Source organism: Bilifractor sp. LCP21S3_F8 (assembly GCF_052117805.1).
Taxonomy (GTDB): domain Bacteria; phylum Bacillota; class Clostridia; order Lachnospirales; family Lachnospiraceae; genus Bilifractor.
This window is the reverse complement of record NZ_JBQKIK010000001.1, coordinates 134810-153395: the sequence shown is the minus strand read 5'-3', so window position 1 is coordinate 153395 and position 18586 is coordinate 134810. Positions and strand designations below refer to the sequence as shown.

15 protein-coding genes and 1 pseudogene are annotated in these 18586 nt (G+C 49.8%); 3 read left to right on the top strand and 13 right to left on the bottom strand.

The genetic code is table 11. The features are described 5' to 3' along the window. Window positions 1–47: 47 nt before the first annotated feature. The 6 genes from ACTQ3A_RS00675 to ACTQ3A_RS00650 all read right to left on the bottom strand — a co-directional run bounded on the left by ACTQ3A_RS00675 (window position 48) and on the right by ACTQ3A_RS00650 (window position 6198). Entirely contained in the window at window positions 48–3890 is a 3843-nt protein-coding gene (locus tag ACTQ3A_RS00675) for a metallophosphoesterase (protein WP_441495215.1), read from the bottom strand. Then, the gene (locus tag ACTQ3A_RS00670) at window positions 3887–4882 is read right to left on the bottom strand and encodes a hypothetical protein (protein ID WP_441495214.1); all 996 of its coding nucleotides are present in this window, start codon (window positions 4880–4882) and stop codon (window positions 3887–3889) included. Before ACTQ3A_RS00670 ends, ACTQ3A_RS00675 begins: the two co-directional genes overlap by 4 nt. Before the next feature lie 71 nt (window positions 4883–4953). Next, the gene (locus ACTQ3A_RS00665) at window positions 4954–5241 is read right to left on the bottom strand and encodes a hypothetical protein (RefSeq protein WP_441494208.1); all 288 of its coding nucleotides are present in this window, start codon (window positions 5239–5241) and stop codon (window positions 4954–4956) included. Next, window positions 5180–5476, bottom strand: coding sequence for a hypothetical protein (locus ACTQ3A_RS00660; protein ID WP_441494209.1), 297 nt, complete (start codon window positions 5474–5476; stop codon window positions 5180–5182). Before ACTQ3A_RS00660 ends, ACTQ3A_RS00665 begins: the two co-directional genes overlap by 62 nt. Then, window positions 5457–5705 carry a hypothetical protein gene (locus ACTQ3A_RS00655; RefSeq protein WP_441494210.1) on the bottom strand — a complete coding sequence of 83 codons (249 nt, stop codon included), beginning with the start codon at window positions 5703–5705 and terminating at the stop codon, window positions 5457–5459. The genes ACTQ3A_RS00660 and ACTQ3A_RS00655 overlap by 20 nt, the downstream gene beginning before the upstream one ends. Window positions 5706–5715: 10 nt before the next feature. Further along, a complete protein-coding gene (locus ACTQ3A_RS00650) occupies window positions 5716–6198 on the bottom strand; it encodes a helix-turn-helix domain-containing protein (protein WP_441494211.1) in 483 nt (160 codons plus the stop codon). A gap of 428 nt (window positions 6199–6626) precedes the next feature. Between ACTQ3A_RS00650 and ACTQ3A_RS00645 the strand changes: the two genes are divergently transcribed. From ACTQ3A_RS00645 to ACTQ3A_RS00635, 3 genes are all read left to right on the top strand, one after another. Next, entirely contained in the window at window positions 6627–7268 is a 642-nt protein-coding gene (locus ACTQ3A_RS00645; protein WP_441494212.1) for a helix-turn-helix domain-containing protein, read from the top strand. A 104-nt stretch (window positions 7269–7372) separates the two neighbouring features. Then, complete coding sequence (locus tag ACTQ3A_RS00640) at window positions 7373–7810, top strand: hypothetical protein (protein WP_441495213.1); 438 nt, start codon at window positions 7373–7375, stop codon at window positions 7808–7810. A 2-nt stretch (window positions 7811–7812) separates the two neighbouring features. Next, window positions 7813–8958, top strand: coding sequence for a site-specific integrase (locus tag ACTQ3A_RS00635; RefSeq protein WP_441494214.1), 1146 nt, complete (start codon window positions 7813–7815; stop codon window positions 8956–8958). A gap of 346 nt (window positions 8959–9304) precedes the next feature. Here ACTQ3A_RS00635 and ppdK read toward each other — a convergent pair whose 3' ends face one another. From ppdK to ACTQ3A_RS00600, 7 genes and pseudogenes are all read right to left on the bottom strand, one after another. Further along, window positions 9305–11938, bottom strand: a complete 2634-nt coding sequence (ppdK, locus tag ACTQ3A_RS00630; protein WP_441100977.1) for a pyruvate, phosphate dikinase — start codon at window positions 11936–11938, stop codon at window positions 9305–9307. A 167-nt stretch (window positions 11939–12105) separates the two neighbouring features. Continuing rightward, on the bottom strand, window positions 12106–12858 hold the full coding sequence (gene tpiA, locus ACTQ3A_RS00625) for a triose-phosphate isomerase (protein ID WP_441100978.1): 753 nt from the start codon (window positions 12856–12858) through the stop codon (window positions 12106–12108). 167 nt (window positions 12859–13025) lie between these two features. Next, a complete protein-coding gene (locus ACTQ3A_RS00620) occupies window positions 13026–14237 on the bottom strand; it encodes a phosphoglycerate kinase (RefSeq protein ID WP_441100979.1) in 1212 nt (403 codons plus the stop codon). A 283-nt stretch (window positions 14238–14520) separates the two neighbouring features. Then, window positions 14521–15534 (bottom strand): type I glyceraldehyde-3-phosphate dehydrogenase, encoded by a 1014-nt coding sequence (gene gap, locus ACTQ3A_RS00615; protein ID WP_441100980.1) that lies wholly within the window; start codon window positions 15532–15534, stop codon window positions 14521–14523. 132 nt (window positions 15535–15666) lie between these two features. After that, window positions 15667–16755 (bottom strand): tRNA 2-thiouridine(34) synthase MnmA, encoded by a 1089-nt coding sequence (mnmA, locus tag ACTQ3A_RS00610; protein ID WP_441100981.1) that lies wholly within the window; start codon window positions 16753–16755, stop codon window positions 15667–15669. Further along, the gene (gene nifS, locus ACTQ3A_RS00605) at window positions 16752–17990 is read right to left on the bottom strand and encodes a cysteine desulfurase NifS (RefSeq protein WP_441100982.1); all 1239 of its coding nucleotides are present in this window, start codon (window positions 17988–17990) and stop codon (window positions 16752–16754) included. The genes mnmA and nifS overlap by 4 nt, the downstream gene beginning before the upstream one ends. 169 nt (window positions 17991–18159) lie before the next feature. Continuing rightward, window positions 18160–18570 (bottom strand): annotated as a pseudogene (locus tag ACTQ3A_RS00600) (RrF2 family transcriptional regulator); the annotation flags it as partial. Window positions 18571–18586 lie beyond the last annotated feature (16 nt).

Sequence of the window (18586 nt, the reverse complement as noted above, 5' to 3'; positions counted from 1 at the left end):
TGCTTAACTCCTTTGATTCCGGAGGGGAGTAGCCCTCCGGGTAATACTTAATCCCACTGAACATGACTTCCATGCTCATCTTTAGTTACTGTGATTGACTGAGGGAATCGTGCCTTCATCCTCGGGTCATGCGTTATTGCCATGATCTTGATGTTTGGATACCTCATCTGGATCGTTTCTAGGGAGTCGCAGTAGGCTTCAATCCCCTCAGAATCAAGGAAAGGCGGCTCGTCGATAAAGAGCATCCCTAGCTGAGTGCCGGCAGCTTCGCTCTTCACTTCAGATAGTGCCAGGATGACGGATAGGGAAGCCTTAACTTTTTCTCCGCCTGACTTACTGAGGTATGGAAGCGTGGACTTACCGGATTCCGTAATCAGGATGTCAAGCGTTTCAACCTCCTTCTTACTATTGCTCTTCAATGTCTTCTCTGTCTGAAAGTCGAGAGACATCTTCCCTCCGGTCATCTGAGACAGAATTGTGTTCGCCGTAGATGCAAGCTTAGGCAATATGCTCCTTACGATCTGATGCGGAATTCCATCCTGCGAGAAAGCTGCCTTCAAGGTGTCGAAGTCTGCTGTCTCAACCGACAACTCCTTAATGGTTGCTCGCAGGCCCTGTATTCCACTCTCGAGTCTTTCAATCTCAGAAATCTTCTGCTCATATCCTCCAGCCTGCTTCTGCATATCGGCCAGCCTGAGATTGATTCCGTTGAGCCGTGAAGAGGTAAGGGCGAGCTGGTCTTGTGTTTCCTTATACCCGCTAAGACTGACTACGAGATCCGCAAGCTCCAGCTTCTTTTCAGCGATGGCTGCAGTCAGATCAAAGATCCGGTCGTTCATATCCTTAATCCGTTCGCTTGCATTGGCCAGTCGCTCTTTGTAGATCGGGAGCCTTGCGTGCTGGTCAACGAACTTCTGTAGAGCTGCAAGCTCTGTCTCAATCTGAGCCAGGGCATCAGATGCAGCCTTGTACTGGTTGCAATCCTTCATCGCCTGATCCTGCTCGGCGATAACTGCCTCAGACTGCTTGTTCAGATCTGCGAGGGCGGATTCATCAGCCTCAATCGATGCCTTCAGCGAGGACAGCTTCATTCTCTGTTCTTCCAGCTTTTTTGCCTTCTCTGCGGCCTCCAACAGGTTCGATGTCTCGATAGCCAGGTTTCTGTATGCCTCCTCGTCAAAGTGAAGTGAGAGAAGTTTTCCTTCAGCCTGCTTTACTGCATCAGTAAATGTATTTAGGTCCGCCTCTTTGGCATTCATCATCTCTTCATACTGGGCTTCCATTTCGGAGAGCTTTTCCTTGGCGGCTATTGCGCTCTGTAGAAACCGGCAGTTAGCATGCTCGATATCCACACATCCGGAATCATCCAGAAGCTGCGTCTGCCGCTTCAAGGACTCTCTTTGCTGGATATAAAGTTGCTCCTTCGCTGTCCAGGAATCTTCCTCCCTGGAAAGGTCTGTTCTTGCATCCCTTACCTTCTGGCTGGCGATAAGGTATTTCTGACGGTCCTGCGTCATGCGGTCATATTCAGCCTTCTTCTTGGCGTACTCAGCAGCCTTGGACGTAATGTCATCCACATTCTCAGTGGCATTAAGGGATTCTTGCTCCTGCTTCTTCCGCTCAATCTGAGCTTCCTTTTCCTCTATCTGGTGACTCAGCCTGTCGGATCGGTCAATGATCTGGTGGAGCTGTGTGAGCTTCGCCTGATATACTGCTGCATCGGAAGCCATCTCCTGCTTTCTCTTTTCCAGTGTCGAATATTCCTCGGCCTTCTGGTTAAGCATTGGCTCAGAATCAAGTATCAACCGTGAAGCATCAATGACGTCCTGCTGAGCCTTCACGGATGCCTCTATTTCCGTCTTTTTCTGTTCGAAGGTAGTAATAGATGCCTGCAAGGTATCACGCCTCTCCATGGTCAATTTAAGAGCATTTAGACCGGCCGTAATCTTATCCTTCTCAGCAGTCACTGCTTCCTGTTCTGCCTTTAGCTCCTGCATCTGCTTTGTGAGGGTTGCCAATTCTTCCTTGGGGTTCCCATAGGAATCTATCGTCTGCTCATGCACCTTTACTTCCGCCTGTGCAGCTCTCATCTTCGCTCCATGCTGTCTGCCCTCATCCCAGGCTAATTTTTCCATGCTTCCATAGATTCCAAGTCCGAGAATGTTGCTGAGAATCTGCATCCTGGCATCCTTCGGTGCTTCAAGGAATAGCCCATACTGGTCCTGCATGATGAGAGCACAGGACTTGAATGTCATGGAATCCATGCCAACCAGCTTCGTGATCTCGTCCTGGGTGTCTTTGAATCTCTCCTTGGAGCGATTTACCCATTCACCTTCGATCTGCTCTGACAGATTCAGAGTGGCTTTTCCGCTCTTTGCCCTGGTTCTTGTAACCCGGAAGAACTTGTCACCAATAGAGAAAGTGAAGGATATAGATCCAGACCGTGCTTTCTCATCGTTCCGGATCCATCCTGTAAGGTCTCCCTCTCTTGTCTCTTCCCAGAGACAGTCAAGGATCGCATCCATGAATAGGGAAGACTTGCCAGCTCCGTTCTGACCATTAATGGTGCAGAATCGGATATCACGGAAGTCGAAAGACTCCTCTTCGTAGTTCCTGTAATTTTTCACCTCAATGCTTATTGGCGTGAATATTCCAATAAGTGCAGATGTATTACTGTCTACAATCGCAGTGCTGATGATGGGCCTGGCTTTCTGGACAAGCCGTTCAATGGATTCGTTGTCATAGCCCTTATCCTCCAGATATTCTCTGAGATTGTCTTCAGGGCTCATCTGATCCATGTCCTTTCGGTTCGCCGATTGCTCAATCCTCTCCGGGCTGATGTCCCATACATAGAAGGCTCCATCCATGTACAGGTAGCGCTCCATCTCTGCGTGATTAAAAGCTTTGTTTGCGTCCTCATCACAGCGATATAGAATGCGGACAATCTTGTTATCGATCTTCCCGATCCACTTCGTGGCACCGACCAGCTCTGCAGCACCGACATTGATCTGTCTGATATCTTCCTCGCCAAGACGGATGGTCTGGAAATGCCTATATGGAGTCTTCACGAATTGACTCTCGAGACTTCCGTCATCCATGAATCCATGAACCCAAAAGCCCCTCTCCTGGCCTTCGTCATTAAAATTCAGAGCGTTGATTGCTCCGGAATAGAAGCAATGAGGAACATTCGGGAGCTCCTGTGGTCTGTGGATATGCCCAAGACACATCAGGTCATAATCGGCAGCATGCAGAGTTTCCGATGTGATTACCGGTTCAAAGTTCTGCAGAAAGGTGTTCTGACCTGCCTCTGTATTGCATCCTGGCACGGTATTGTGAGCCATGAGGATGGTCTTTGCACCGGTATCACACTCGGCCTTCAGACCGGTGATGAGGTTCGCCAGCTCCTGCGTGAACGCTTCATTCTCTTCCTCCTTGGAAAGGCCGGGATACTTAGCACGGAATACACCGGCATCGAAGCCGGGAACAACAGCAATATTCACGCCTTCATCATCGAACTTAAGAAGCTTCGGCTCCGTAATGATCTTGACATTACTAACCTTTTCAAAGTGAGCCTTCAGCTCCTCGAATGCCTCAGCGGAGTCATGGTTCGGTGTTCCTCTCATGACGATCACGTGGTCGCTGTAATTAGCTAATTTCTGAATAATCTCACGTACTTTTAGAACTTCTCTATGGCTTCTGCCCTGTCCTACGGCTGCGACATCGAAGAGATCCCCGGGCACCAGAGTGAAATCCGGGCGTGTCTTCTCTGCTGTCTCGACCAGTGTATCAAGGCACTTATATGTATCAGCTTCACGGAGGTTTACTCCGTCCTTTTCCGGGCCCTTCCTTGGACCTACGTGCCAATCGGCAGAGTGTAATATTCGAATCATTTATTTCCCCTCCTTATGGCATCCTGGCACTGATAGCAAAGAGGCCTATTGAATTTCTGCATTGAGTAGTTGTAGACCTTCTCTGCGATTTCATGTCCGCACTGAGAACAGTGATAAGCCTGCGACGGCGACGGCTGACCCTGCTGTGATAGAGCCTGGTACTGAGCCTGAGGCTGCTGTTGCACTGGAGCAGGCTGCATGTTCTGCGGGATGGCCCGTGGATCTTCCTGCGCCGGTTCATTCACGTACTGGTCAATTACGTCCTGGTCATTTTCTGACATCTCAATCTGTGGAACATTCGGAGCCTTTGCCTCGATATGCTCGACTGTAGGTGCCTTGGTTCCGTAGAGGTTTGAAGTTGACGCGAACATACTCCTGATAGCAGCTTCCTTGACCTCTGCATTTTCAAGATTCGGAACGAGGTAAGCCACCACGAAAGGCTTCTGGAGCTCCTGTAGGGTATAAGTACCCTTAAGATGTAAGGCCGTACGGATAGCCCCGTTAAGTGCCTTCGCCTCGCAAATCTGAGGCATAAACTTAAGGAACTGTGCACGCTCCTTTTCTGAATTGAACGAAAGATTGGAAAATACTATCTCGTTCGTATCCTCCACGGTTATCGATTCTCCCGTAAGCTGAGGTACCGAAATTGTGACCTTAAATGCTATATCCTTGTTCTGGCATGTTCCACACGGAACAGGCTTTCCAAGACTCTGATTGGCAGCCACGCATTTCTGACAGGTGTTTGGAAGGACATGCTCCGAGCGAACCATCTTGATGCCGGCACCATCTGCCAGTTTCTTCAGACCGTTCTTTGTAATTGCATACTTTGCGCCTGTTCCTGGATGCTTTCTACCGCTCCTGTCGTACCATTCTTCAGATGCCTTCTGCTGAATATAGACCTCTCCTTTTGCCGGATCGGGGGAAATGCTGACCACCTGGATGACCGGAGTCATAAGATCCGGAATAGTGGTCATTACTGATGTGTTCCCCAAAAGATTAAATTTGTCTTCTGGGTACTGCTGAGTTAGCATAATTGATGTTGTAGCCATGCGACCTCCTTGCTTTAAGCTTGAGAGCCTGCTACAATATGATTGACCGTTGAGAGTGTCGGAGCTTTGCTCTGGCGCTCTTTTTTCATATTGCAGAGAGCCCATGTGTACTCTTCAAATGTGATATCTCTTACTGCCTCAACCGTGAGCTGGAGCAAATACCACTCGTCTTTTACGCAAGCTCTGTTTGTGCTTTCGTAAATCCGATTCTGCTTTCTTTTTGCACGCTCCAGAGCCTGATCAAACAGCTCTTTGCTGATCTCTGTCTGCAGTAGTGCCTCTGCTTCCGTTTTCTGCGGCATAGTTCATCTCCTCCTTTTCTTCCTGCCTGGCAATTCTGTCTGGGTCATTTGCATATGCGAAAAGCCCGATCCAGATCAGACATGGAATCATGAGTGCCAGACAAATCTTCCAGTTTCTGTCATCCGGGTAATCAAGACCAGTTGCCAGCAACCCAAGGAAAGTGAATGAAAAAAATGTGACTCCCGTGATGATTCTGTCATGTAGGCTTGTCTTCTTACGCTTCTTTCTTTTCATTTCTTCCTCCTTCCGGTATACAGAATCGCTTGTTGAAGTAACTTTTTGGGATCTTTCCCTGCGGATACAAATCCGACATTGCTCCTGAGTCAATCAGCTCCTGCCTGGTAGTCTTGATCATCTTGTAGGCAAGTGATCTTCCGACTCCGAGGAGTCTCTGTACATCTCCGGATGTGTAGTAGGATCTGTCTCCCTGGGTAAGTACTCTGATTACGCCATTCGATCTCATAGGCACCTCCTTAAAGATTTTTTTTGATCCACATTTTGAGTGATTCCGTAGCCTGCTCCAGGCTGTCTAAGGTGTTGACGATGGAATCAAGGCTCTTTCTCTCGTCCTGAGATACAGATCCATCAGCTGTGACCTGCAAGAGCTGTGCAGATATTGACTGCGCCTGCTTCAGGCCAACCAGTGCTCGTATCGTAATCCGGTCAAGATCATCTACCTTCACCTCTTCAATCCCGCATTCCGGTCCGATCGGGCACATATGTGCGCAGTAATAATTCGCAAGCTCCGGGGATCCATAGACTTCAGACATCATCAGCACCGCCTCCGGTGATGGTTTTGTGGTTCCCAGCTCCCACTTGGCAACGGTAGATGCATCTCCGTATCCGAGAGCAGCTGCGGCTCCTTCACGGCTCTTGAGAGAGTCATTGTATTTTGCCGCCCCCAATCGAGCCTTGCAGAACACGTTGTCTTGAGCCTTTGATGGTTTAGTTCCCATTTATTTGCTCTCCTCCTGTCTGTAAAATTATGTTAGTTAATGGGACTGAGTAACAGAATCTGTTAGTTCGTCATCAAAAAAAATATCGATATCGGATACCAAGAGAGACTTTGCTATCGGCTTCATGGCGTCAGCTGGGAGCTTAGACTGACCAGTAAGCCACCGGTGCATCATCATGACCGGAACCTTGGAGTCCTCTGCCATCCTGGTCTGCGAGATTCCACGGGCCTCTCGAATTAGCTCGATATTTTCATAAACGTGGCGCATTAAAATCCTCCTTTCTCTCTCAGATTCGAATAACAATTTTTGTTATCCCATGTCCAATAATACTAGCGGATGTTGTTGATGTCAATAAAAAATTAACGTATATTGTTATATTTTTATCTCATGGCGTTAAATATGTTAATCTATGGATGGAGGTAATGCCTATGACAGGATTTGGAGAAGCCCTGCGGGAGCAGAGGAATTTCAAGGGGTTGACTCAGGCTGAGCTGGGAAAAAAGGTGGGTGTATCAGCACAGGTCATATCCAATATGGAAAGAGGGGTTACGACGAGTCTTGATCCGGATCTCTTAAAATCTGTGGCTTCTGCTCTCGACACTACGCCCGAAAAGCTTCTTGGTCTTGAACCTACGACCGGCCGAGATGCAAGTCATGTGTTCATTGATAGAGGAGATTTCTCTATTAAAGAAAAAATCCGCAGCGAGATGAAGATTCAAGGAATGTCAGAAGAAAAGTTCATGCAACTCACAGGATTCTCAAAACAAAAGAAGGATCTTTATCTGTACTCGAATCCCGTCCCTTCAATCGAAGATCTAATTAAAATAGCTAGGTGCCTGCATGTGAGTACCGATTGGCTGCTTGATCTGTCGGAAAGGAAAAGGATATCTGCAGATGATGAACTTCTTTTGCAGACCATCAGCAAGCCAGAGCGGAAACTTCTTACGACGTTCAGACAGCTAAATGAGGATTATCGAGACATCATAATAGGTAAGGCTAAGGAAGCACTGGTTGAGCAAAATAAGGCATTAGTCGCAGAACAGGCATCAGGGTTACCGCAAGCAAAATAGTATCCTTCGAGTGGTACCGAAGGTATCGATATTAGGGAGCACGGTTAATCGAATGTTGCAGCATTCCGATTTCTGTGAAAGGTACTTAGATGAGAAAAAGATTCATGGCAATATTGTTACTATCCTCTGTCCTAGCTTTGTCCGGATGCGGTTCTGGTTCGGGAAAGGTACCGGATCAGGAAAAGTCTGCGACATCATCTGTGCAATCGGCGGAATCTGAGAAAAATGAAAATCCACTACTTGATGGGTATTATGTTGGATCATTGGACAATCATGTATATGTATTCAAGTTCCGTGAGGATGGTGTATTGGCATTTGCCGAGCCTGATTTCAGATCAAAGTCAGCAAAGGCAGCCTACGGTACCTATGATCTGGATGGAAAGAAAGTGACGATCAGCGTTGCCGGTTCAGATATTACCTTTGCGATTATTGACAGCGATAAGGATGGGCGTTCCATCCAGTCTGGTGAAATTCGTTTCGATTACACACCAGAAAACAAAATCGAGTCTTTTACTGCTGATGCGCTAAAAGGTGAGGATTAAGGATGGATGCACTTATGCCAGCATATAAGGATAAAAAGAGAGGAACATGGTTTGCCTCATTTCATTATGTGGATTACACAGGAAAACGGATCCACACGTATAAGAGAGGGTTCCGGACAAAAGCTGAGGCCCAGAAGTTCGAGAGGGATTTTCTCGGCGTTCTTAGCCGAAAAGCAGATATTCCTTTCAGGGCCTTAGTTGACGCATATTACAAAGATATGTCAGTGCGTCTTAAGCCTACAACCTTAGAGAACAAGAAATTCCTTATAGAAGGTAGAATCATACCTGCTTTCGGGGAAAGACAGGTTAGCAGTATATCTGTATCTGATATACGTCAGTGGCAGAATGATCTAATGGCTTTCACTGGGCCGAATGGAAAGCCATATTCGCAGACCTACCTCAAGACAATCAACAACCAGCTGTCTGCAATTCTAAACTATGCGGTAAAATTCTATGGGCTCACACAGAATCCATGTGCTCTTGCTGGTTCTATTGGCAGGAGCAGCGCATCCGGTATGAAGTTCTACACAAAGGATCAGTTCGAAAAGTTCCTTTCATTCGAAAAGAAGCCTGCCATGCACCTGGCTCTTAATACCCTCTTCTGGACCGGCATGCGAGCCGGAGAGCTGCTGGCGCTTACCATGGAGGATGTGCATCCGGACCTGATAGATGTGAACAAGAACTTTGCAGTGGTAAAGGGTCAGCAGATGATGCTGACTCCGAAGACGGAAAAGAGCAGAAGGAAAATCACTATTCCGGATTTCCTCTATGCTGAGTTTCGGAAATATACGAGTGCCCTATACGGGTACAAGCAGGACGAACGGATCTTCTACTTCACAAGGTCTGCCCTTGAAAAAGAGATGGAGCGCCTTTCGAATCTTTCCAATCTCCCGAAAATCCGTGTGCATGACCTTAGACACAGCCATGTAGCCATGCTGGTTCACCTTGGCGTACCGATCGCAGAGATCTCTAAGAGGCTCGGACATGAATCAATTAAAACCACTATTGATACCTATGGCCACCTATACCCTGGAGCCGATGAAAAAATAGCAGACGCTCTGGCAAAATTCAAGGTGGGGAGTCAGGATTATTCTTCGATGCAGACAAATGGCCCATTATTGGAAATCATGGTGTCGCACGAAGGTTAGCCACAAAAAAGCCCCGTGCGACAGTTTTGCGACACGGAGAAAAAATACTGGTGAAAATGAGTGAGGACGAGATAACACGTGATGAAATCTTTTAGCGTAAAAACGCACCATGAGATATCAAGAAATCGTCATCTGACATTGAATTTGAATAACAGAACGAGATAAATCCCGGGAAGCCATTCATTTACTGGCTTCCCGGGATTTTCTGTTCTGTACGCCTGACGCATATATTAAGGGGCTGCCGCACTACTCACGTAGTGCAGCAGCCCCTGCTTTTGGACGCTATGGGTCTCTGCGTATCGCAGAGACCCGGTTTGATTCAATTAAAAGTCTGTGAAAGACCGGATTACTTTGCCTGCTTGATGGCAGCCTGTGCTGCTGCAAGACGCGCAATCGGAACACGGAACGGTGAGCAGGATACATAGTCGAGACCGATCTCGTTGCAGAACTCAACGGAAGACGGATCTCCGCCATGCTCGCCGCAGATACCGATCGGAAGCTTCGGGTTGGTCTCACGGCCAAGCTTTACAGCCATCTTCATCAGCTTGCCGACGCCATCCTGATCCAGTTTTGCGAACGGATCGTTCTCAAGGATCTTATTGTCATAATAAGACTCAAGGAACTTACCTGCATCATCACGGGAGAATCCGAATGTCATCTGTGTCAGATCGTTTGTACCGAAGCAGAAGAACTCAGCTTCCTTTGCGATCTCGTCAGCGGTCAGAGCGGCTCTCGGGATCTCGATCATGGTGCCGACTTTGTACTTCATATCAGATCCTGCTGCCTTGATCTCAGCATCAGCAGTCTTAACGATGATGTCCTTGACGAACTTCATCTCTTTTACGATTCCAACAAGCGGAACCTCGATCTCCGGCTCAATGGTCCAGTCTTTGTGCGCGTTCTGAACCTTGATGGCAGCGCGGATAACAGCCTTTGTCTGCATTACTGCGATTTCCGGATAGGTGATCGGCAGACGGCATCCACGATGTCCCATCATCGGGTTCGCCTCAACCAGTCCTGCGATTACAGCCTTAACCTGATCTACAGTCTTGCCTGTGTCATCTGCAACCTTCTTGATGTCCTCTTCTGTCTTCGGAACGAACTCATGAAGCGGCGGATCCAGGAAACGAATGGTAACCGGGTCTCCCTCCATGGCCTCGAAGAGCTGCTCGAAGTCGCCCTGCTGAAGCGGAAGAATCTTGTCAAGAGCTTTCTCACGATCCTCTTTGTTGTCAGCGACGATCATCTCACGGATGGCATCAATTCTGTTGCCTGCGAAGAACATATGCTCTGTACGGCACAGACCGATTCCCTCAGCGCCAAGCTCACGAGCCTTCTTTGCGTCAGTCGGGGTATCAGCATTTGTACGAACCTTCATGGTTCTGAACTCATCAGCCCAGGACATCAGCTTTGCGAAATCCTCATCCTCAACTGCGCCTTCCTGAACCTCAAGAGCGCCGTCATAGATGTTTCCGGTGGAACCGTCGAAGGAAATCACATCTCCCTCATGATAGGTCTTTCCGCCAAGGGTAAAGGACTTTCCGTCCTCAGCGAAGGAGATATCAGAGCATCCTGCTACGCAGCATGCGCCCATGCCACGTGCTACTACTGCTGCATGGGAGGTCATTCCGCCACGAGCGGTCAGAATACCCTGAGCAGCCTTCATTCCCTCGATATCCTCAGGAGAGGTCTCAAGACGAACCAGAACGACCTTCTCGCCGTCCTTTGCAGCGTTCTTTGCTTCCTCAGCGGTGAAGACAATCTTACCGCAAGCAGCACCCGGAGCAGCCGGAAGTCCCTTGCCGATCTGTGTCGCGTTCTTTACAACGGACTTGGAGAAGGAACCGTGAAGCAGGGTATCCAGGTTACGCGGATCAACGTCAAGAACCGCTTTCTTCTTGTCGATCTTGCCCTCAGCAACAAGGTCGCAGGCAATCTTCAGAGCTGCCTTTGCGGTTCTCTTACCGTTACGGCACTGCAGCATATAAAGCTTTCCATCCTCGATGGTGAACTCCATGTCCTGCATATCTCTGTAGTGATCTTCCAGCTTGTTGGAGATGGCGATCAGCTCGTCGTAGATCTTCGGCAGCTTTACCTTGATCTCGTCGATCTTCATAGGTGTACGTGCACCGGAAACGACATCCTCACCCTGAGCATTCATCAGAACCTCAGCGTAGAATGCGTTCTCACCGGTTGCAGGATCACGGGAGAATGCAACACCGGATCCGGAAGTCGGTCCCATGTTACCGAATGCCATCATCTGTACGTTAACAGCGGTTCCCCAGGAATACGGGATATCGTTGTCACGACGGTATACGTTTGCACGCGGGTTGTCCCAGGAACGGAATACAGCCTTTACTGCCTCAACCAGCTGCTCTTTTGCGTCTGTCGGGAAGTCCTTGCCGATCTTCTCGTTGTAAAGCACCTTGTACTGCTTTACAAGATCCTGCAGATCCTCTGTGGTCAGATCTACATCGTCCTTAACTCCCTTCTCAGCTTTCTTCTTGTCGATGAGCTTCTCAAAGAGGCTCTTCGGAACTTCCATAACTACATCAGAGAACATCTGGATGAATCTTCTGTAGCAGTCCCATGCCCAGCGAGGATTTCCGGACTTTTTGGCCATTGTCTCAACAACCTGCTCATTCAGACCCAGGTTCAGGATGGTGTCCATCATACCCGGCATAGATGCGCGAGCTCCGGAACGAACGGATACAAGCAGCGGATTCTCGATATCGCCGAACTTCTTGCCGGTGATCTCTTCCATCTTGCCCATGTACTCTCTGATCTGTCCGAGGATCTCGTCATTGATCTGACGGCCGTCCTCATAGTACTGGGTACAAGCTTCTGTAGTAATGGTAAATCCCTGCGGAACCGGAAGTCCCAGATTTGTCATCTCAGCAAGGTTAGCGCCTTTACCACCGAGCAGCTCACGCATGTCTTTATTGCCTTCGCTGAACAGGTAGACCCATTTTCTAGCCATTTACTTATTTCCTCCTAAAATATTGATGATAATGTAACCTTATGCCCCGCTTGCGGGGCATTACTTAACGAATATATTTTACATGGCAAACAGCAGGTAGTCAAGGTTGAAAACCCGCTCCTGCCCGTTTGCCCGTCCTTGATTTTCCACGACTTGCGCAGAGGATATTACTTGCTGTAATTAACGATATCGCCGAAATCCGGTTTCAGGGAAGCGCCGCCGACGAGGCCTCCGTCGATGTCCTCTTTTGCGAAAAGCTCTGCTGCATTTGCCGGCTTTACAGAACCGCCGTAAAGGATACGGATCTCCTCTGCGACCTCTGCTCCGTAGAGCTCACGAATCAGGTCACGGATTCCCTTGCAGACTTCCTCTGCCTGATCGGATGTAGCGGTCTTTCCGGTTCCGATCGCCCAAATCGGCTCATATGCGATGATTGCCGTCTTTGCCTGATCTGCAGTCAGATCCTGGAAACCAACCTTAACCTGCTGACGGATCCAGTCCATGGTAATGCCCTGCTCTCTCTGTGTCAGAGACTCGCCGCAGCACATAACCGGGATCAGATTGTGCTCGAAGGCCTTCTTCATCTTCTTGTTGACATCCTCGGATGTCTCACCGAAGTAGTCTCTTCTCTCAGAATGTCCGAGAATCACATATTTCGCGCCTGCGTCAACAAGCATAGCCGGAGAGATTTCTCCGGTGTATGCGCCGCTCTCCTCGAAATACATGTTCTCTGCGCCGATCTGGATATTGGAGCCTGCGGCTGCTTCTACTGCCGCCGGGATGTCAATTGCCGGTACGCAGAGCAGAACATCTACGCTGTCGGAAGCGCATGTCTTTCTCATCTCCGCAATAAGTGCCTTCGTCTCGGAAGGTGTCTTGTTCATCTTCCAGTTGCCTGCTGCCAGAATTCTTCTTGCCATTGTAGTGGCCTCCTTGTATGAAAATCTGTATTTTCTATTTGCATTCTGTCGTAAACCGTGTAAGCTGCGGATTGCTTCGTGCTTCGCACTCTGGCAATCCTACATTTTCTTACACACGCTCCGCGCGTGACGATCCTGTCCGCGTTTTCGAAGAGCTTATACCTTACTTACTTGTCGTTTGCCGCTGCTACGCCCGGAAGCTCCTTGCCCTCGAGGAACTCAAGAGAAGCGCCGCCGCCGGTAGAAATGTGGCTCATCTTGTCGCCGTATCCGAGCTGGTTGACTGCCGCCGCGGAGTCACCGCCGCCGATGATTGTGGTGGCATCGGTCTCGGCAAGTGCTGCTGCGACTGCCTTTGTGCCTGCTGCCAGAATCGGGTTCTCGAATACGCCCATCGGTCCGTTCCATACAACGGTCTTAGCGGACTTCACTGCATCGCTGTACAGAGCGATGGTCTTCGGTCCGATATCAGCGCCCTCTTTGTCTGCCGGGATCTTGTCCGCGTCGACAACCTCTGTGTCAATCGGTGCATCGATCGGATCCGGGAACTCGCTGATTACTACAGTGTCAATCGGAAGCAGGAGCTTCTTGCCAAGCTTCTCAGCTTTGTCCATCATCTCCTTGCAGTAGTCGATCTTTGTCTCGTCAAGAAGAGATTTTCCAACCTCATACCCCTTTGCCTTCAGGAAGGTGTAAGCCATTCCGCCGCCAATGATCAGGGTATCACATTTCTCCAGCAGGTTGTTGATAACGTTCAGCTTGTCCGCTACCTTTGCTCCGCCGAGGATCGCCACGAACGGACGAACCGGATTCTCAACGGCGTTGCCGAGGAATGCGATCTCCTTCTCCATCAGATATCCTACCACACAGGTGTCAATGTACTTTGTGACGCCTACGTTGGAGCAGTGCGCACGGTGTGCGGTTCCGAACGCGTCGTTTACGAATACATCCGCGAGAGAAGCAAGATCCTTGGAGAATGCATCCTCATTCTTCGTCTCTTCCTTGCGGAAACGTGTGTTCTCAAGAAGAATCACGTCTCCGTCCTTCATCTCGTTTACAGCCGCTCTGACATTGTCATCAACGACAACCGGGCTCGGAACGAATTTGACTTCCTGGCCGAGAAGCTCAGACAGACGTGCAGCTACCGGAGCGAGTGTCTTTGTCTTTTTGTCTTCCTCTGTCTTTACCTTTCCAAGGTGAGAGCAGAGAATGATCTTTCCGCCGTCAGCAATCAGCTTCTTGATGGTGGGAAGCGCTGCTACCAGACGGTTCTCGTCTGTGATCTTTCCGTCCTTCAGCGGTACGTTGAAGTCGCAGCGAACCAGGACTCTCTTGCCTTTTACGTTGATGTCATCAACTGTTTTCTTGTTTAATGCCATGATTTTTCTCCTTTTATCTAGATGTTTCTGCGTTGCCGGACACCGGATATGCATATTACAGATAAACACATCGCACGGTCATGCGTATTACAGATAATCGCATCGCACGGTTATGCGTATTATATCGCGCGGATTGTTCCTGGCGGCGTTCCGGTTCCGCGAAAAAGTAAACGGGCCCGGTCCTTTATAGACCGGACCCGTTCAGGTCTTACGCATATGGCATACAAAATCCTCTATGAGGATATTTTGTATGATTCAATCGCGTCAGATTCTGTCAATTCAATTACTTGTTCAGAAGAGAACCGAAGTATTTGATTGTACGAACCATCTGGCTTGTGTAAGAATTCTCGTTATCATACCAGGAAACAACCTGTACCAGAGTCTTGCCGTTGCCCATCGGAAGAACCTTTGTCTGGGTAGCGTCGAAGATGGATCCTGCAGTGCTGTTGATGATATCGGAAGAAACGATCTCATCGGTGTTGTATGCGAAGGACTCAGTCTCCTCTTTCTTCATCTGTGCGTTAACCTGATCAGCGGTAACCTCAGCGTCAACTACAGCGTCAAGGATTGTGGTGGAACCGGTAGCTACCGGAACACGCTGTGCAGCGCCGTTCAGCTTGCCGTTCAGCTCCGGAAGAACGCTTCCGATGGCCTTTGCAGCTCCTGAAGATGCCGGAACGATGTTCTGAGCGCCAGCTCTGGATCTGCGAAGGTTGCCCTTTCTCTGCGGTCCGTCAAGGATCATCTGATCACCGGTGTAAGCATGAACGGTGGTCATGAATCCGGACTCGATCGGAGCGAGGTCATTCAGAGCCTTTGCCATAGGAGCGAGGCAGTTGGTTGTGCAGGATGCAGCGGAGATGATCTGGTCATCTGCTGTGATTGTCTTATGGTTTACGTTGTAAACGATAGTCTTCAGGTCATTTCCTGCCGGTGCGGAGATAACTACATGCTTTGCACCTGCATTGATGTGTGCCATGGATTTCTCTTTGGATGTGTAGAATCCGGTGCACTCCAGAACTACGTCGATATCAAGCTCTTTCCAAGGAAGATCTGCAGCGTTCTTCTCGGCATAGATTGTGATCTTCTTGCCGTTTACGATGATTGCGTTGTCTGCTGCTTCTACGGTTCCGTTGTAACGGCCATGCGTTGTGTCATATTTCAGAAGGTATGCGAGCATCTCCGGGCTTGTAAGATCGTTGATCGCAACTACCTCATATCCCTCTGCCTGGAACATCTGACGGAATGCAAGACGGCCAATACGTCCAAAACCATTAATCGCAACTCTTACTGCCATAATTTAATTTCCTCCTAAAAAATGTTGTTTGTTATGTTTAAAGTTTAACAACCTCGGATATATAATAACGAATATACCTCTAAAATTCAAGTACTTTTGCCTGTCTGCGGCCGAATTTGTTCGGATTCATCATCATTTCCCGATGATGCCTCCTCCCGCAACATAGCCGTCCCGATAATAGACCAGTGCCTGTCCGGGTGTCACGGCGCGGACGGGTTCATCGAACACGCAGGTAATCTCGTCCTCGCCCGTTCTTTTTACGAGGCAGCCGGTTCCCCTGTGGTTGTACCGGATTTTTGCCAGGAAATGTTCCTCTTCTCCCATTGGGAGATCTTCAATCCCCATGAAGGTCAGATGATCTGCTTTCAGCGTATCCGTAAAAACATCGCTGCCGGTACCGATGACGACCTCATTTGTCTCCGGACGAATTTCTGTCACGAACACTCTTTCGCCCATCGGAAGATCCAGGCCTCTCCGCTGGCCGATGGTGTAGTGAGTAATTCCGCGGTGATGCCCCAGCACTCTTCCGTCCTTCGTGACAAAATTGCCTTCCGGCATCCTCCTTCCGGTATCTCTTTCGATAAAGGCGGCATAGTCCCCGTCCGGCACAAAGCAGATTTCCTGACTGTCGTGCTTATGGGCAACCGGAAGGCCGGCACGTTCCGCGATTTTCCGCACCTCGGGTTTGCTGTAATCGCCGATCGGCATGAGGGTTCGCGACAGCTGCTCCTGCGTAAGCCCGTAAAGCGCGTACGTCTGATCCTTCGCGGCGGTCACAGAATTCGCGATCGCGTACCTGCCGTTGTCCAGATGGCGGATTCTGGCATAGTGACCTGTTGCTATGAAGTCCGCCCCGATCTCCAGACTGCGCTTCAGAAGCGATTCCCATTTCACGTAACGATTACAGGCGATGCACGGATTCGGTGTTCTCCCCGCGAGATATTCCGCGGTAAAATAATTGATCACCTTTTCCTGGAATACATCCCTGAAATTCATGACATAATAAGGTATGTCCAGAACCTCTGCCACTCTTCTTGCGTCCTCAACAGCGCTGATGCCGCAGCACCCGCCCTCTGCCTGCATCTGGCACTCATTTTCCTCCTGCCAGATCTGCATTGTGACTCCGATTACATTGTATCCCTCTTCCTTCAGCAGATATGCCGCGGTGGACGAATCCACACCGCCCGACATACCGACTACTACTGTTTTTCTATTGCTCATTTTCTTCCTGTCTCCGTCTCCGCCTGCAGCGTTCCGTTCCGGTACGCCTCATACCTTGGCGACATACCGCGCAGTCTCTCCACAATTTCCCGTATTGCCTCAACGGTAGTGTCGAGTTCTTCCTTCGTTGTCTCCGCGGACAGCGTCAGCCGCAAAGCGCCATGCGCGAGGCTGTCGGAAAGCCCGATGGCCTTCAGTACATGAGACGGACTCAGGGAACCGGAGGAACAGGCGGAGCCGCTGGACGCGCAGATCTGTCTCATATCAAGCATGATCAGAAGGGATTCTCCCTCTACAAATTCAAAGCTAAAATTCACATTGTTCGGAAGCCGTCCCGCCGAAGTTCGTGTATCTCCGTCCAGTGCCGATTCCGGATCCGGGCCGTTCAGCTTTACGTTCGGTATCTCCTCCCGGATTCTGCGGATCAGATAATCCCTGAGATGGGTTTCCTTCTCCATCTTCTGAACGAGATTTTCCTCCGCCTTTTTCGCCGCCGCTCCGAGTCCCACAATGCCCGGCACATTTTCTGTCCCGGCCCTTCGGTTATGCTCCTGCGCGCCGCCGTGCAGGAAGGACCGGATTCCGACTTCCTTCCGGATATACAGAAAACCGGCTCCCTTCGGGCCATTGAATTTGTGTGCGCTGGCACTCAGCATGTCGATGTTCAGTTCATCCGCATTCAGCGGAATCTGTCCGAATGCCTGTACCGCGTCGGTATGGAAAAGCACGCCGTGCCGCCGGGCGATTTCACCGATTTCACGTATCGGCTCAATGGTTCCGATCTCATTGTTGGCCGTCATGACAGAGATCAGGATCGTATCCGGCCGGATCGATTTCTCCAGTTCACGAGGATCCACCATCCCGTCGGGGCCCACATCCAGTCTGGTAATCTCTGCTCCCCGCTCTCTCTCCAGATACTCACAGGTATTCAGGATTGCGGGATGCTCGATCTTCGTCGTGATGATGTGTCTCCCCTTGTCCTTATATGCCTCAAACGCTGCCTTCAGCGCCCAGTTGTCTGACTCACTTCCACAGGATGTAAAATAGATCTCATCCGCTCTGCACCCCAGTACATGAGCTGTTCTTTCTCTCGCTTCAGTCACTGCTGCCCGGCTTTTCTGCGCGATCCCGTAAATCCCGGAGGGATTCCCGTAATCCTCGGAAAAAAATGGCAGCATCTCCTCTGCTACCTCAGGATCTGTCCTCGTTGTCGCAGCATTGTCCAGATATATCATATCAAAGCCCCCGATTCTGAATCTCGCGTATGATCCGTGCGTTGATTTCATCGCCGTCCCGAGCGGCTGAATTGCCCTTATTTTCCTTCTGCGCCGTCTGCAGCTTGTGGCTTTTCTTAATCTGTGTCGACTGCTGCCTGTGGCTTTCCTCTGCCTGCGCCGTCTGCAGCTTATGGCTTTCCTCTACCAGCTCAGACAGCCATACGGAATCGACCGCCTGTGCTATAGCGTCATTGATCCTCTTCCATACAAACTTGGATACGCACGCATTTGCGCTGTCGCAGTCACTTCCCTCAATTGCCGGGCATTCCACCGCGTCAAGACTTCCCTCAAGGCACCGCAGGATGTCGCCGACCGAGATCTCGGATGCCCTCTTTGCCAGCCGGTACCCGCCGCCCGCTCCGCGGACACTCAGGACGAGCCCGCCTTTTTTCAACATGCGAATCAGCTGCTCCAGATAACTTTCGGATATGTTCTGTCTCTGAGCGATGCTCTGTGTGGAGACCGCGCCCTCATCCTCGTGGGACGCAAGATCGATCAACGCACGCAGTCCGTAACGCCCTCTCGTCGATAATTTCATATATAAATCACCAAAC

Coding starts and splice junctions, on each gene's coding strand:
- mnmA (WP_441100981.1), bottom strand. CDS start 16,755: ATGAGCAATAGAAAAACAGTAGTAGTCGGTATGTCGGGCGGTGTGGAT.
- ACTQ3A_RS00660 (WP_441494209.1), bottom strand. CDS start 5,476: ATGAAAAGAAAGAAGCGTAAGAAGACAAGCCTACATGACAGAATCATC.
- ACTQ3A_RS00665 (WP_441494208.1), bottom strand. CDS start 5,241: ATGCCGCAGAAAACGGAAGCAGAGGCACTACTGCAGACAGAGATCAGC.
- ACTQ3A_RS00635 (WP_441494214.1), top strand. CDS start 7,813: ATGGATGCACTTATGCCAGCATATAAGGATAAAAAGAGAGGAACATGG.
- ACTQ3A_RS00645 (WP_441494212.1), top strand. CDS start 6,627: ATGACAGGATTTGGAGAAGCCCTGCGGGAGCAGAGGAATTTCAAGGGG.
- gap (WP_441100980.1), bottom strand. CDS start 15,534: ATGGCAGTAAGAGTTGCGATTAATGGTTTTGGACGTATTGGCCGTCTT.
- ACTQ3A_RS00640 (WP_441495213.1), top strand. CDS start 7,373: ATGGCAATATTGTTACTATCCTCTGTCCTAGCTTTGTCCGGATGCGGT.
- tpiA (WP_441100978.1), bottom strand. CDS start 12,858: ATGGCAAGAAGAATTCTGGCAGCAGGCAACTGGAAGATGAACAAGACA.
- ppdK (WP_441100977.1), bottom strand. CDS start 11,938: ATGGCTAGAAAATGGGTCTACCTGTTCAGCGAAGGCAATAAAGACATG.
- nifS (WP_441100982.1), bottom strand. CDS start 17,990: ATGATATATCTGGACAATGCTGCGACAACGAGGACAGATCCTGAGGTA.
- ACTQ3A_RS00620 (WP_441100979.1), bottom strand. CDS start 14,237: ATGGCATTAAACAAGAAAACAGTTGATGACATCAACGTAAAAGGCAAG.
- ACTQ3A_RS00655 (WP_441494210.1), bottom strand. CDS start 5,705: ATGAGATCGAATGGCGTAATCAGAGTACTTACCCAGGGAGACAGATCC.
- ACTQ3A_RS00675 (WP_441495215.1), bottom strand. CDS start 3,890: ATGATTCGAATATTACACTCTGCCGATTGGCACGTAGGTCCAAGGAAG.
- ACTQ3A_RS00650 (WP_441494211.1), bottom strand. CDS start 6,198: ATGGGAACTAAACCATCAAAGGCTCAAGACAACGTGTTCTGCAAGGCT.